Annotated in this window: 11 protein-coding genes; 2 read left to right on the forward strand and 9 right to left on the reverse strand. The window is 66.0% G+C overall.

What is annotated here, in order from left to right; translation table 11 throughout:
• Positions 1-3: 3 nt before the first annotated feature.
• The 7 genes from AB5J62_RS26650 to AB5J62_RS26680 form a co-directional block, all read right to left on the reverse strand.
• A complete protein-coding gene (locus AB5J62_RS26650; protein WP_370942662.1) occupies positions 4-879 on the reverse strand; it encodes a shikimate dehydrogenase in 876 nt (291 codons plus the stop codon).
• Positions 851-2,212 (reverse strand): endolytic transglycosylase MltG, encoded by a 1,362-nt coding sequence (mltG, locus tag AB5J62_RS26655; RefSeq protein ID WP_370942663.1) that lies wholly within the window; start codon positions 2,210-2,212, stop codon positions 851-853. The genes AB5J62_RS26650 and mltG overlap by 29 nt, the downstream gene beginning before the upstream one ends.
• A gap of 356 nt (positions 2,213-2,568) precedes the next feature.
• Positions 2,569-3,063, reverse strand: a complete 495-nt coding sequence (gene ruvX, locus AB5J62_RS26660) for a Holliday junction resolvase RuvX (protein ID WP_091292401.1) — start codon at positions 3,061-3,063, stop codon at positions 2,569-2,571.
• Positions 3,056-5,719 carry an alanine--tRNA ligase gene (gene alaS / locus AB5J62_RS26665; protein WP_370942664.1) on the reverse strand — a complete coding sequence of 888 codons (2,664 nt, stop codon included), beginning with the start codon at positions 5,717-5,719 and terminating at the stop codon, positions 3,056-3,058. The genes ruvX and alaS overlap by 8 nt, the downstream gene beginning before the upstream one ends.
• A 67-nt stretch (positions 5,720-5,786) precedes the next feature.
• Entirely contained in the window at positions 5,787-6,071 is a 285-nt protein-coding gene (locus tag AB5J62_RS26670) for a hypothetical protein (RefSeq protein WP_370942665.1), read from the reverse strand.
• A complete protein-coding gene (locus AB5J62_RS26675) occupies positions 6,068-6,463 on the reverse strand; it encodes a DUF948 domain-containing protein (protein ID WP_091292395.1) in 396 nt (131 codons plus the stop codon). The genes AB5J62_RS26670 and AB5J62_RS26675 overlap by 4 nt, the downstream gene beginning before the upstream one ends.
• Positions 6,464-6,500: 37 nt before the next feature.
• On the reverse strand, positions 6,501-7,409 hold the full coding sequence (locus tag AB5J62_RS26680) for an NAD(P)-dependent oxidoreductase (protein WP_370942666.1): 909 nt from the start codon (positions 7,407-7,409) through the stop codon (positions 6,501-6,503).
• 523 nt (positions 7,410-7,932) lie between these two features.
• On the opposite strand from AB5J62_RS26680, the gene AB5J62_RS26685 reads away from it, so the two are divergent.
• Positions 7,933-9,993, forward strand: a complete 2,061-nt coding sequence (locus AB5J62_RS26685) for a phosphocholine-specific phospholipase C (protein WP_370942667.1) — start codon at positions 7,933-7,935, stop codon at positions 9,991-9,993.
• Between the two features lie 183 nt (positions 9,994-10,176).
• On the opposite strand, the gene AB5J62_RS26690 is transcribed toward AB5J62_RS26685, so the two are convergent.
• Positions 10,177-12,594, reverse strand: a complete 2,418-nt coding sequence (locus AB5J62_RS26690) for a LuxR C-terminal-related transcriptional regulator (protein ID WP_370942668.1) — start codon at positions 12,592-12,594, stop codon at positions 10,177-10,179.
• Between the two features lie 161 nt (positions 12,595-12,755).
• On the opposite strand from AB5J62_RS26690, the gene AB5J62_RS26695 reads away from it, so the two are divergent.
• Positions 12,756-13,814, forward strand: a complete 1,059-nt coding sequence (locus tag AB5J62_RS26695) for a cytochrome P450 (RefSeq protein WP_370942669.1) — start codon at positions 12,756-12,758, stop codon at positions 13,812-13,814.
• A gap of 69 nt (positions 13,815-13,883) precedes the next feature.
• Here the strand turns inward: AB5J62_RS26695 and AB5J62_RS26700 are convergent, their stop codons facing one another.
• Positions 13,884-15,251, reverse strand: a complete 1,368-nt coding sequence (locus AB5J62_RS26700; RefSeq protein WP_370942670.1) for a replication-associated recombination protein A — start codon at positions 15,249-15,251, stop codon at positions 13,884-13,886.
• Between the last annotated feature and the right edge of the window lie 59 nt (positions 15,252-15,310).

The raw sequence follows: 15,310 nt of genomic DNA on the forward strand, positions 1-15,310 counted from the left end.
CACTCACGCCAGCGGCAACGGCAAGATCCCGCCCGTCGCCTCGCGCAGGGCATCACGCATGGCTTCGCGCGGTGCGGCCAGCCCGGTGAAGTGCTCGACCTGGCCAAATGCCTGATGCAGCAACATATCCAGGCCTGTTGCGAGCCGGCCGCCCCGAGCGGCGACCGCCGCGGCGAGAGGAGTGGGCCACGGGTGGTAGATCACGTCGAGCAGACACGGCACCGCAGCCAACTCCGCGACATGCGGGGCTACGGCATCCGGTGGCACGGTATTGACCAAAACCGCGGTCGAGCTGGCCAACTCCGCGAAATCCGCTTCCGACCAGGTGAGTACATCCACTTCCAACCCAGCCGCTTTCGCGGCTTTCGTGGTCTCGCCCGCCCTGTCCGGATTTCTGACAACGAGCCGTACTGACGAGAGCCCCATCGCCGCGAACGCGACAACAGTCGCCGCCGCGGTGCCACCGGCTCCGAGCACTGTCCCGACATCGCCGTCGGCCGGCGAGTAGCCACCCGCGAAACGCAACGCACCGGCGACCCCGTCCACGTCGGTGCAATCGGCGAGCCACCCGGACTCAACGCGCACCAATGTGTTCGCCGCGCCGACCGCGGACGCCCGTTCGGTCACTTCCGTGGCGAAATCGAGCGCGGCTCGCTTGCCCGGCATCGTCACCGAAAGCCCGGTCCACTCAGGACCAAGCCCCAGCACGAACGCGGGCAGTCCGTCGGCGTCCATTTCGACGCGCTCATACGACCAGTCGTCGAGTCCGAGCGCTCGATAGGCGGCGCCGTGCAGCACCGGCGAAAGCGAGTGCTCCACCGGCTTACCGAGAACCGCCGCCCTGCGGGCGTTAGTAGACACCACGGGCTTGCGCGTCATCCCTGTTCTTGTTGTGCTCGGCGTTGGTCACCGCGAAACACGACTGGCCACTCTTCTCGCATTTGACGAAGAACAGCCACTCCCCCGTCGCGGGCTGCAAGGCCGCCTGGATCGCTTCCTTGCTTGGAGCGCCGATCGGTGTCGGCGGCAGGCCGGTGTTCGCGTACGTGTTGTACGGGCCCGCCTTCGCCCGGTCTTCCGGTTTTGTCAGCAGCGTCGGCTTGTCGAGCACATAGTTGATGGTCGAGTCGACTTCGAGCTTCATGTTCTTGCCGAGCCGGTTGTAGATGACCCGCGAGATCTTGCCGAAATCGATCTTGACCGCCTCACGCTCGATGATCGAGGCGATCACCAGCGTCTGATACGGCGTTTTCCCGTCGATACCCGTTTTGTCCGTGATACCTGCGGTCTGCAACTGCAACGCCGAAATCTTGACCACGTCGGTGAGCAGTTCCGTCGCGGTCCACCCCGGCTTGACGTCGTAGACGCCAGGCAGGATCAAACCTTCGAGGCGACTGTTCTTCCGCTCGGCCTTCGACGCCGTCGCGGCCGCCCATCCCGGAACCCCGATCGACGTGAGATCGACGTTTTCGACAGTCTTGCGCAGCTCCTCGACCGGAACACACGTGCTCTTGCCGTTGATGTCCGCGCAAGACGCCTTCGACAGCAGGGTGAAGACACCTTCGGTCACCTTGCCGTCTGGCTGCGTGATGTCGTCGAACGGCGTCCCGGCCCGGATCTGGAGCTGACCGACCCGGCTACCCGGCTTCACGATCTGTTCGGCCGCCGCGGCGCCCGACATCTTCTGCTTGAGCAGGTAGTAGCCCGGCTGCACCTTCGTGACGGCCGGGACGTCCTCGGAAGCCTTGGCAAACGCCTTCGCGCTCGCCACCACGCCCGCGGTTTCCAGCTTGCCGGCGATCGCGTTCGTCGAGTCGCCACCGCTGACCTGCACCAGCACGTCACCTTCGCCGGCGCCTTCGAAGTCGTCGTACCCGAAGATGGTGGTCACGCCGTACCAGACACCACCGGCGAGCATCAGCACGATCGCGATGAGCGCCATCCTGCCGAGCAGCTTCTTCTTACGACCGCCGCGGCGCGGCGGAGGGCTGTCGCCTTCGATGTAGGCAGGCTCCGCACGCTCTTCATCCTCGAGCGCGGCCTCGTCCTCGTCGTCGTAGAAATCGTCCTCGTACTCGTCGTAGTCGTCCTCGTAGACCTCTTCGTCTTCGAGCGGCAACTCGTCGTCGTAGTGGATGACCTCGGTCGGCGGGTCGACCGGTGGCCTTCGGCGCGCTCCCGGCGGCGGCGGTCCGGGCCGTCGTGCGGGCATGCCGACAGAACCGTCACCCGGATGGGGACGCCTCGGAGGCATCGGCGCGGCCGCGAAAGTGCCGCTGGTCTGAGACGGCGGCTCCTGAGGCTCGCGTGCCAGCGGCCTCCGGTGCGGCGGCGGTGGTGTTCCGGGCGGTGGTGGAACAGCCGCGGGCGGAGCGGCCGGTCCCGAAGCCGGCGGTTGCGGCGGCACACGCCTGCTGTGCCGCGACGGCCCGGCTTGTGCCGGCCGTGCCGGCCTATCGGACGGCGGGGTCGGCGGCGGTGTCGGTGGGGTCGATGGCAGCTCCGGCTCGGCAGCCGGCTCACGAAGCCGTCTGCGGCCGCCCCTGCTCTGCGGTTCCCGGGGTTCGGTCATGACCCACCTGCCCGTGCTCGCTGCGCGGACGCCGCGTCGAGCCATGCCTGCAGGATCTCCACGGCGGCGGCCTGGTCGACGACCGCACGCTGCTTCTTGCCCTTGACCCCACGCTGGGAGAGCATGCGCGACGCGGTGACCGTGGTCAGGCGCTCATCGGCGAGCCGAACCGGCACGGGCGCGATGCGCCCGGCTAGCTTGTCGGCATACGCGATCGCGATGGCCGCGGCCGGTCCTTGCCGGTCCGCGAGTGTCCTTGGCAGTCCCACGATCACCTCGACCACCTCGTGCTCGGTGACGAGTCCTGCCAACTGATCCAGGTCGCTGTCTTCGCGCTCATCACGAGAGAGGGTAACCAAAGGGCTGGCGAGGATGGGGGCTGGATCGCTCAGAGCCACGCCCACCCGGACGGATCCGACATCCACCCCAAGCCGCCTGCCACGCCCCGGATCGCCCTCACCAGGGCGATCCGGGCGTCGCTGGCTACCCAAAGTTCGCGACCGCCGCGCGCAGTGACGTGACCGCCTGCTCGGCGCCCGCAGGGTTCGTGCCGCCGCCCTGAGCCATGTCCGGCTTGCCGCCGCCACGGCCGCCGATGGCCTCGGCAAACGAAGGGACGAGCTTGCCCGCGGCGATGCCCTTGTCACGCGCGGCTGACGTCGTCGCCACCACGAAGCTGATCTTGTCGCCCTGCGGAGCGAAGAGCGCGACCACTCCTGGCCGCTCGCCGAGGCGGCCCCGGATGTCGCTGGCCAGCGCACGCAGGCCGTTCGCGTCGATGCCTTCGCCGAGCTTTTCGGCGACGACCGCGAACCCGTTGATGTCCTGCGCCTTGTCGGTGAGCGTGCCGGCGGACCCGAGGACCTGCTGGGTACGCAGCTGCTCGATCTCCTTCTCGGCGTTCTTCAGCCGAGTCAGCACGTCGTCGATGCGCGACGGGAGCTGGTCGGACGGCACCTTGAAGGTGTTCGCCAGCTGCGAGACGAGCAGCTGCTCCTTCCGGACGTACTTCAGCGCGTCCGAACCCACCAGCGCCTCGACCCGGTGCACACCGGAACCGATCGACGAATCACCGACCAATTTGACCAGGCCAAGCTGGCCGATGCGATCGACGTGGGTGCCACCGCACAGCTCGCGCGAGTACTCGCCCATGTCGACGACCCGGACGTCGTTGCCGTACTTCTCACCGAAGAGCGCGACGGCGCCGAGCTCAAGCGCCTTGTCCTTCGTGGTGACGAAAGTCTGCACCTGGACGTCGGTCTGGAGGTACTCGTTGACCTCCTCCTCGACCTCGGTGAGCACGTCGACCGACACCGCGCCGGCGGTGGTGAAGTCGAACCGCATACGACCGGGCGAGTTCAACGACCCGGCCTGCGCCGCGCGCTTGCCGTACGCACCGCGAACGGCCGCGTGTACGAGGTGGGTCGCCGAGTGCGACCGTTCGATCGACTGCCGCCGGTGGACGTCGACGGACCCGGTGACCTCGGTGTCGATCCCGACCTCGCCCTGGGTCACCTCCACCCTGTGCACGAACAAACCCGGAACGATCTTCTGGACGTCGAGCACCTTGAGCTCAACGCCATCGCCGACGAGCACGCCGGTGTCGGCGACCTGGCCACCGCTCTCGGCATAGAACGGGGTCCGGTCGAGCACGAGCTCGGCCTTGTGGCCCTCGGCGACGCTGCGGACGGGCACGCCGTCCTCCAGCAGGCCGACCACCTTCGCGGTCGCCTGCAGGTCGGTGTAACCCAGGAACTGGGTCTCACCATGTTGATCGAGCACCTGGCGGTAGGCCGAAAGGTCACCGTGCCCGCTCTTGCGGGCCGCGGCGTCCGCCTTGGCGCGCTGCCGCTGCTCGTTCATGAGCGCCCGGAAACCGTCTTCGTCGACGGTCAGGCCCTGCTCGGCAGCCATCTCGAGGGTCAGGTCGATCGGGAACCCGTAGGTGTCGTGCAGCTGGAAGGCCTTGTCACCCGCCAGGATGCCGCCGCCAGTCGACTTCGTCTCCTCGGCCGCGAGGTCGAAGATCCGCGAACCGCTGGTCAGCGTCGACAGGAACGCCTCTTCTTCGACGCGGACGACCTCCGCGATCCGGTCGAAACCGGACACCAGCTCGGGGTAGGTCGGCCCCATCGTGTCGCGGACGACCTCGGCGAACGCCGGCAGCACCGGCTCGTGCACACCCAGCAGGCGCGTCGACCGCACGATGCGGCGAAGCAGGCGGCGCAGGACGTAGCCGCGGCCGTCGTTCCCCGGCGTGACGCCATCGCCGATCAGCAGCACGCCGGTGCGCGCGTGGTCGGCGATGACACGAAACCGCACGTCGTCGGTGTGGTCGGCACCGTAGCGACGACCTGAGAACTCCTCGGCGCGACCGATGACCGGGCGCACGAGGTCAGTCTCGTAGACGTTCTCGACACCCTGCAGGATCGTCGCTACGCGCTCTACACCCATGCCGGTGTCGATGTTCTTGGCGGGCAGCTCGCCCAGGATCGGGAAGTCCTTCTTGCCGCTGCCCTCACCCCGGATGTTCTGCATGAACACCAGGTTCCAGATCTCGATGTAGCGGTCTTCATCGACGATCGGGCCACCCTCGCGGCCGTACTTCGGCCCGCGGTCGTAGTAGATCTCCGAACAGGGGCCACACGGGCCGGGCACACCCATCGACCAGAAGTTGTCGACCATGTCGCGCGCCTGGATGCGCTCCGACGGCAGACCGGAGATCTTCTTCCACAGCGCGGCGGCTTCGGCGTCGTCCTCGTAGACGGTCGCCCACAGCCGGTCCGGCTCGAGGCCGTAGCCACCCTCGGACTGCGGGGTGGTGATCAGCTCCCAGGCGCGCTCGATGGCGCCTTCCTTGAAGTAGTCACCGAAGGAGAAGTTCCCGGCCATCTGGAAGAAGGTGTTGTGCCGGGTGGTCTTGCCGACCTCGTCGATGTCCGGGGTGCGCACGCACTTCTGCACGCTGGTCGCGCGCGGGTAAGGCGGCGGCGCCTCGCCCAGGAAGTACGGCTTGAACGGCACCATGCCCGCGTTCACGAAGAGCAGGTTCGGGTCGTCGACCAGCAGCGGCGCGCTGGGCACCCGCGTGTGACCGTTCTTTTCGAAGTACGTCAGAAAGCGATTGGTGATTTCGTGTGTTTCCACGGGAGATTTGTCCTTGTGCTGAGCGAAAGTGGGCAGCTGCGGCGGCGTAAGGCGGGAGGCGTCGGCCTTACGCCCGGCGAGCTCGCCTGACCGCGGCATGCCGTCCCGCGGTCGCACGCGAGGTGAGGCCGGTGCGGTCCTCGACCATGTCGTGCAGCTCCTGTTCCCGCTCGTTCATCCCGGCGCGCACTTCGGCGCCAAAGGATCCGACGGCGCCGGCGAGTTCACGCACGGCGTCGCCCAGATTCGAGGCTAGCCCAGCGGGAGTGGCCTGACGAGCGGTTTCAGTCGCCTTGCGCGACAAAGCGACACCCGCGACGACCCCGACGCCGAGCCAGAAGAGTCGCTTCACTGCTTCCTCCTACGCCCCGGCCGCGCGGCCTTCGCTTCCTTCTTCTTTCGACGGGCCTTGATCGCCTTGCTGACCCCATAGGACAGTGCGGCGGTCTTCACCAGCGGGCCACCCAGAGTCGCGGTGAACACCGACGACAGCGCCGAGACGTTGCCACTCACGGCCTGCGCGTTGGCGGTGATGCCGTCCACCCGTTCCAGCTGGGTGTTGACATGCGTGATGGTCTGGTTCGCGTTGACGAGCAACGGGTCCGTGCCATCGTTCGCCGTCTTGATCGCCTCGGTGGCCGCGTCCAGCGTGCGGCCGAGCTTGAGCAGCGGAATCGCCAGCAGCAACACCAGCAGCACGAACGCTCCGGCGGCGATCAGCGCGGCTATTTCCACTGCTGACACGGGCCCTCCTCGAAGTCATGGGTGATTGCCGGTCAGGCTACCGCGCTGTGCGTCGTTTGCCGGGACTGCCCCGCCCGTCGGTGGCTCTCAGTGGCCGGTCGATGGCTAGCCGGGCAGTCGGTGACAAACCGGTCAGACGCCGCGACTGATTGGCTGGTGGAGCAAACCCGCACGAGCGCACGTAGCTGCCGCGCGCGCTGGCCCACGCTCCGGCGAGATCGGCGGCGGACGCGCCGTCGAGCACAAGCTTCGCGTCCTTCAACGCGAGCCGCGCTGGGAAACTGGGCGTGAACTCGGCTTCGATCATGGCCCGGCCTTTGAGATGCGCGTACGGCACGTCGACACCACCGCCCTTGATCGCTTCGAGGAAGAGATTCGGATCGATTCCCAGGTCCTCGGCGAGGCCGATGCTCTCCGCGGGGGCGTTGGTCAGCGCGAGCACCCAGGCATTGGCGACGAGTTTCAGCTTCGTATCCGCTCCGGCTGGACCAACCCACAGCGTGCGCGAACCGATCACATCGAGCACCCGCGCCGCCTCCTCAGGACCTGGCACCAGCACGACCAGCCGGCCGTTCTCCGCTGGCTGTTTCGTACCGAGCACAGGCGCGTCAACGAATACGACGCCCAACTTCCCTGCGAGTGCGGCGATCCGAGTCGTCCATTCGGTTCCCACGGTGCTCATTTGCGACAACACCGCGCCAGGCCGTGGAGAAGCCGTCTCGAGCACGTTGATGACCATCGGACCATCGGCGAGCATCGTGACCACGATGTCCGCGTCGGCCACGGCCATCGCGGCGGAGTCGGCGACCTCGACACCGAACTCGGCCAGAGGATCAGCTTTGGCGCGAGTACGGTTCCAGGCCTTCACCTGCAGGCCCACGCGAGCAAGGTTGGCGGCCATCGGGAAACCCATGATCCCGGTCCCAAGTAAGGCAACGGTAGGCATGATGTCATCGTTCCCGCCGCCGCCTCACAGGGAACAGGCCAGGCGCTTCGAGCCGTGCACACGATCCGGGCAGCCACCAGACCCCGTTCAACCGCTTCTCCACCAGGTCGAGGTCCACCCCAGCCCAGTGCGAACCACGCGCGCCCACGTCGGCGGCAGGACCATCCACGTCGGCTCGCCGCTGTGTCCGATGTTCGGGACCGCCGGCCGTGCCCTACGGAGGTTCGCCGTCACCTCGACCTCCGCAGACCACGTGGTCGTGGCCTGCTTTTGAACAACGAAGTCGGCACGGACCTCGCAACACGCGAGGCCGTGGACCGTGTTCAACGGCTGCTCCCGGTCTCCCGACCTGCCGCTCGACACTGCGCACGCACCTGATTACTGAACGAATCCGCTGGTCTGCAGCCCCCTGAGCTTGTCAGTGCGCGTCGTTTCAGTGACAACAGACGATCGTCGGTCACCCACGATTCATTGACCCGTCAGGTTCTTGTGCCGTTCATCTCGCTCGGCAAAGGTTCCAGACATGCCTGAACTGTCCCGCCGCCGTCTCCTCGGCGTATCCGGAGCCGCGATCGCCGGTTCTCTGCTGCCCCCATCCGTCCACGCGGCCATGGCCGAACCCATGCGCCGCGGTGGCCTCGATCGCGTCGAACACGTGATCGTGCTGATGCAGGAGAACCGGTCGTTCGACCACTACTTCGGCTCGCTTCGCGGCGTCCGCGGCTTCTCCGACCCCCACCCGCTCGAGCTGCCGGACGGCAAGTCGGTGTTCGAGCAGCCCAATCCCGCGGGCGGCAGGGTCTTGCCGTTCTCGCTGCGGAACGAAGCCGAGCGCGAAGGCCGCGATCCTTCGGACATCCAGTACCTCGGCGATCTCGACCACAGCTGGGCCGGCACGGGCAAGGCGTGGGCGCGCGGCTGGAACAACGGGTGGATCGGCGCCAAGAGCCCAGCCACGATGACCTACTACGACCGCCGCGACATCGCATTGCAGTACGAACTCGCGGACACGTTCACCATCTGCGATGCGTACCACTGCTCGATCTTCGGCTCGACCAACCCGAACCGGAACTTCCTCTGGACGGGCACAGTCGGCAACGAGCCCAACGGCACCCGCGCGGTCACCAACGCGGCGTACTCCTATGACCACCCAGGCTACGACTGGACCACCTACCCGGAACGGCTGGAAGCCGCGGGCGTTTCGTGGCAGATCTACCAGGAGTGGGACAACTTCACCGACAACGCCGTCGAGTACTTCGTCCCGTTCAAGAAGATCGGCAAGAAGATTCTGGCCGGAGTGGACGGCAAGTACCGGACGACCGAAGAGTTCTACTACGCGTTGTTCGACAAGTCCGAAGAGGACCGGAAGAAGCTCCTCGCTCAGTTCAACGCCGCTGTCGCCAAGCTCACCCCTGCTGAACAGAGTCTGTTCCGCAAGGCGATGTACCGCGGCGAGCCACTGACGTTGGCCAGCACGTTACGCGCCGACATCAAGGCGCGGCGGCTGCCGAAGGTCAGCTGGCTCGTGCCATCGGCGGTCGACTCCGAACACCCTGGGGCATCGACTCCGGTCGGCAGCGCGAATCTCATCTACGACGTCCTGGACGCCATCGCGTCAGACCGCGAAACCTGGTCGAAAACCGTACTGCTGATCAATTTCGACGAAAACGACGGCTACTTCGACCATGTGCCGCCGCCCGTCCCTCCGGGCAATGCGGCCAACGACGCGGACCACTACAACGGCCAGCCGCTCGGATTCGGCCCACGCGTGCCGATGACGGTCGTTTCTCCGTGGACCATCGGCGGGTACGTTGACTCGACTGTCTACGACCACACTTCCGTGCTGCGCCTGCTGGAACGCTGGACCGGCGTTACGGAGCCGAACATCAGCCCGTGGCGCCGTCAGGTCGCCGGTGATCTGACCGGCGTGTTCGACTTTTCCACTGCCGGAAGGCCACCACGAGTCGCCCACCCAGGTCCGGTGCCCGCGCCGATCACGCGTTGGCATCCGAAACCTCCAGCCGAGCAAAAACTGCCGATCGCGGAACCGGGAACCCGCCCCGCCCGAGCATTGCCGTACCAAACGTCAGTCTCTGGCGTACTCAACGACGCGGGAAACCTAGTAGTCCAGCTCGCCAACAGTGGTCGTTCTTCAGCACATTTCGCGATATACGGCTACAAAGGCGAACTCGCGGAACCGTCGCACCAAGACGTTCGGGACACACTCTCACAAACGCTGCCCTTGGCCGGCGACAGCTACCGAGTGGTCGTTCAAGGGCCTAACCGCTCGTGGTGGGAGTTCGCGGGCAGCCGGGCCGGCGCAGCGTCCAAGGTCGACATCCAGACGCGAATTCTGACCTATCGCCGTGGCGTCGAGTTCAAGATCGTCAACGGCGGCGCTTCATCACTCACGCTGCGCCTCAGCTCTGGCCGTTCCACTCGCGTGGTGCGCCTGGCCGCCGGACGCTCGGCGCAGGTGGCTTGGCCGACAGCCGATGGCTGGTATGACGTGCGTGTGACCGCTGACGGCGATCCGTCGTTCTTGCGCACACTCACCGCCCGAGTGGAGGACAGCCGACGTTGACGTTCCCGAGGGTGCTGTCCACTGGGCAGTACCCTCGGGTCAACTCATTCGTCTCAGCCTCGTTAAAAGCGAGGTTCACTGGTTGATGTCGAGCTAGCACCTATCACGCCAGGGGTGATCGACCGACACTTTCAGCTTCAACGCGCCGCCTTATAGGCCGTTATACACTCAAGGATCTGTCACTTACTCGGCGTTTTCTTCCCGTGCGATCCAAGCAGCGACTTCCGCGCGAGAACGCACATCGAGTTTGCCCCGAATACGTTCCAGGTAGGTGGCCACGGTCCGGCGGGATACCCGCAACCTGCGCGCGATGCGCTCATTGGTCATCCCATCGGCGACCAACGCGGCGATCGTGTGCTCGCGCGTACTCAGCACCACGGTCGTTGGCGGGACTACGCCGTTCAACCCGTAGTCCGCCAGGCAGGTCAAAGTCATCCTCTGGCCCGCAGCCGAAGCCGCCGCTTCGCGCGTTCCAAGCCTGCCCGCCGCAATCGCCGCAGCGGCGTCCACACGCTCGGCCCAAACCGGCTCACCGGTGGTACGAACCTGTCGCCGGACGGCTGCCGCACCGTGAATGAGCCGGATCGCACGCTCGTCGTCACCGAGTTCAGTGGCCACGATGCCGAGGCCTTCCAATCCGTGCACCAGATGGTACGGATTTTCCCGCCCCATGGTCAGTGACTCGGCGAATTTTTCGGCGGCGCCGGCCAAATCGCCTCTGATCAACGAAAGCACGCCCGACGTGTGCAACAACGCGATGACCATATTACCGGAGCCCAGATACTGGGCCAACGGCAAAGCTTCCGCCAACAGCTTCTCGGCCAGTTCTTCTTCGCCCCAGTTAAGGGAAACCCAGGCGATGTTGTTGAGCGAACCCAGCAGGGCGACAGGATCACCCAAGCCTCGCAGGATCCGCAGGCTTTCCAAATAACTCGGCCGTGCCGCACGGTACTCACCAGAGCAGAACAAAGCGTGGCCAAGGTCGTCGAGCGCTTTTGCCAGACGTGCCGGACGATCCAATGCTCGTTCGATGTCGACAGCGCGCCAGGCATAGCCAAGCGACTCCGCTTGATCGCCGAGGACGGACGTCGTTGTCGACAGCGCCGAGAGAACGAGTCCGGTACTCGCCGCGCTGGTGGCCATCGTGAGCGCGGCACGCAGCATGCGATAGGTGTCCCCGAGGTTGATCCCGTGACGCAGCCAATGCTTTCCCAGCGCGAAGGCGAGTGCGCCGTGACGCTCGTCTCGGCGACTGGACATCCATTCGACGGCTGCGACCAAATTGGGCCAATGCGCGTCGATCGCCTCGAGGACGGGGACCGGCATCATGTACCGCCCCAGATGCGGCTCGACCAGCTCCGCCAGCCACTCAGCGAGTCGATCGTGCGTGGTGTCGCGTTCACCGGCGTCATTCAGGCGATCACGACCGTAGATCCGGATCGATTCCAGCTGACGAAACCAGACTGAGTCCCCTTTGGCCACCGGCACGAGAAGCGACTTGGCTTCAAGGCTCGCCACGAGGTCCAGTGTCTCCGCGCCGTGTCCGGACACCGCCTCGGCGAGCTCGATCGGGAACGGACCGGCCAGCACCGAAAGTCGCCGCCAAAGTTCCTGCTCGCCCGGCGAAAGCAGCTCGTAGTCCCAGCCGATCGCCGCTTCCAGACTGTCATGTCTCGACGTCGTCGTACGCGTTCCGACCGAGAGCACATCCAGCTTGCCGTCCAGCCGGCGCAACAGATCAGCGGGCCCGAGCAACCGCACTCGGCGGGCCGCGAGCTCGATCGCCAAGGGCATGCCGTCCAGCCGACGGCACAGCGCGGCGACCGTGGACGCGTTGCCATCCGTCAGCTCGAAAGCGGGATCGACCGCACGCGCACGATCGACGAACAGGCGGACCGCGTCGGAGTGTCCCACTTGCGCCGCCGTGTGCACTTCCCCGTTCGCCGGCAACGCGAGTTCACCCAGCGGGAACGACTGTTCCCCGCGCACACGCAGTGCTTCACGACTCGTCGCCAAGATGCGCACAGACGGACACACAGTCAGCAAGGCCTCGACCGCGTCCGCACACCGGCTGAGGACGTGTTCGCAGTTGTCCAAGACGAGCAGCAGCTTTCGCTCACCCATCGCCTCAGCGAGCTTCTCAGGGGCAAGCCCGGAACCGGTCCTGATCCCCACCGCGCGGGCGATCGCCGGCACGACGAGGTCCCCCTTGGGGATAACGGCCAAGTCCGCCTGCCAGACCCCGTCGGGATACCGATGACCATCGCGCTGCTGCCTGGCCGCGACTTCCCTCACCAGCCGGGTCTTCCCAGCGCCGGCAGGACCGATTACGGTGACGAGCCTCGAAGCAAAGAGCAACCTTCCCAGCTCGGCCAATTCATCATGACGTCCTACGAATGAATCGGGGAACTCCGCGAGGTTCCCAGCGATTTCGGAGGCACGGCTCTGCTTGGTCCTCAGCCGGTAGGCACGCTGACGGCACGCACTGGAGCAGTAGCGGGATCGCCCTCCCTCGGGGACAGGACCGGCACACGAGGCACAACACGGCCGTAACGGTGCGCCGTTTGCCGACTGCCGCATACCCGACTCGCTCGACACCATTTCACTAAGCCGTGCTTTCCGACCACCAGACCCGGGAACCCGAGGGAATGACACTCCGCTTCGACACACTGGACCCCGACTTCATCCAGAACCCCTATCCCTTCTACCGCAGGCTTCGTGAACGAGCACCAGTGCACTTCGAACCGGCGCTGGGCGGCTGGATGATCACCCGCCACCAGGACGTGCAGCGGCTACTGCGACACCCTCGGCTGAAGCGGTCATCCACGGACGAAGCCGTGCCGCATCGAGTGCCGGACGACAGCCGGACACGACGCCTCGTCGATGAGGCGTTCACCAGACCTATCGTCGACGCGATGTGGCCGAGAATCCATCGGCTGGTCGAGCGACAACTAGATCTGGTCGCTGATGCTCCATTCGTGGAACTCCTCGCCGACTTCGCCGAACCACTGGCCGCACAGGTACGGCTCGAACTGCTCGGCGTGCCTGCTCAGGCCCACGAAACGATTCTGGCCTGGTTCGCCGACATCGCGCCCGTATTCGGCAGGACTCCTGCCGAACGTGACCCGATCGGCGTAGCGGCGAAGGCCGCGGACTCCACGGCGGCGTTCACCGCCTACCTCGAAGAGCTGGTCGAATCCCGACGGCGCGAACCACGCCCCGATCTGCTGTCCAGGCTCACCACGGTAAGGGACGACGATGGACCGCTGAGCGAGAACGAACTCATTCGCCAGGTCATGCTCCTGCTCGTGTCCGGCACCGAAACAACAGTGCACTACCTTGGCAACGCCGTGCACACACTCCTGTTGCATCCAGACAAAGCCGACGAGCTGCGCGCGGATCCAGAGATGATCGACACCGCCGCCGAAGAGTTGCTGCGCTACGACGGCCCCGTCTCGATCGGCGCTCCGCTGACGACCGCGGACTGCCTCAACTTCGCCGGCTATCGCATCAGGCCGGGCGACCTGCTCTATCCCGTGCTTGGCGCCGCGAACCGAGACCCACGGCAGTTCCGCAATCCCGAGTCGCTCGATCTGCGACGCCCGGTCGGAACGGTGTTCGGCTTCGGGTGCGACAACCCGTGCTGCCTTGGCGCGACACTGGCGAGGATGGAAGTCAAGATCGCGCTGACCGGTCTGCTTCGTCGCTTCGAGAATCTGCGACTCGACGAAGACGCTCCAGCCCCCGTCTACCGACCGGACCCGCTGCTGCGTGGCCTCGTCTCACTGCCTGTGCGAGTCGATGCACCGATTCCAGCGTGATCTAGATCTCCTACTACTCGCGGGCTCCGGCAGGTCAGCTGTGCCGACAAGTTCCGCTCAGCTGCCGACCTAGCGCTCACCTCGGATAGTGCGACGCAGCTTCGGCACCCGCTCGGCGAGCGTTCTTTCCACGCCGCGCTGGGTCGGATTGTAATAGTCCTGCCCGACAAGAACGTCGGGCGGATACTGCTGCGACAGCACGCCTTCCGGTATATCGTGCGGGTAGCGGTACCCCTGGGCGTTGCCGAGTTTGGCGGCGCCTGCATAGTGCCCGTCGCGCAGGTGCGGAGGCACAGTCCCGATCTTACCTGCTCGGACGTCGGCGAGCGCGGCGTCGATGCCGGTGATGACCGCGTTGGATTTCGGTGCCGTCGCCAAGTGGATCGTCGCCTGCGCCAGTGCGATCCTGCCCTCAGGCATACCGATGAACTGAACCGCGTGCGCGGCGGCCACGGCCACCTGAAGCGCTGTCGGATCAGCCATGCCGATGTCTTCACTCGCGTGCACAACAAGCCGCCGGGCAAGGAATCGCGGATCTTCCCCTGCTTCGATCATGCGCGCGAGGTAGTGCAACGCGGCGTCCACATCGGATCCGCGGATGGACTTGATGAACGCACTGATGACGTCGTAGTGCTGGTCACCATCGCGGTCATAGCGAACCGCTGCTTTATCCACAGTGGACTCGACGATCGCGAGATCGATCGTTTTGTGCTCAGTCGCAGCTGCCGCGTCCGCGGCTGCCTCCAACGCGGTCAACGCGCGGCGTGCATCACCAGACGCAAGGCGCACAAGATGCGCGCGAGCCTCGTCGGTGAGCTGAAGCTCGCCGGCAAGTCCCCGCTCATCCGTCAACGCACGCTCGATCAGCTGCTGAATGTCGTCGTCGGTCAACGGACGAAGTTGGAGGACCAACGACCTCGAGAGCAGCGGCGAGACGACTGAAAACGACGGATTCTCCGTTGTCGCGGCGACCAGCAGCACAGTGCGGTCTTCGACTGCGCCGAGCAGCGCGTCTTGCTGGGTCTTGGAGAACCGATGAACCTCGTCGATGAACAGCACAGTGTTCTCGGCGTTGTAGTTACGGCGGCGTCGTGCCTCTTCGATGACACCCCGCACCTCTTTGACACCAGCCGACAGAGCCGACATCGCGACGAACCGCCGCCCCGTGGCTGCCGACACGAGGTTGGCCAGCGTCGTTTTCCCTGTCCCTGGTGGCCCGTAGAGCAGCACGGACGCCGGTGCGGCGCCTTCGACGAGGCGGCGCAGCGGCGCACCCTCCTTGAGCAGGTGCTGTTGCCCGACGACCTCGCCAAGCGTCCTCGGTCGCATCCGGACGGCCAACGGCGAGCCCGCGGGTACGGCCCGCGGCTCATGTCCGCCGACAGGCTCCGGCGGCGGCCCGAGGTCGGGGTTCACGGTGAACAACTCATCCTGCACACCCCGACGTTAGCCGACCGCGAACAGGACTGGGCGCGCATGTCGGGTGAGACGATGCT

The sequence above is a fragment of the Amycolatopsis sp. cg5 genome (assembly GCF_041346955.1).
In the GTDB taxonomy this organism is placed as follows: Bacteria; Actinomycetota; Actinomycetes; order Mycobacteriales; family Pseudonocardiaceae; genus Amycolatopsis.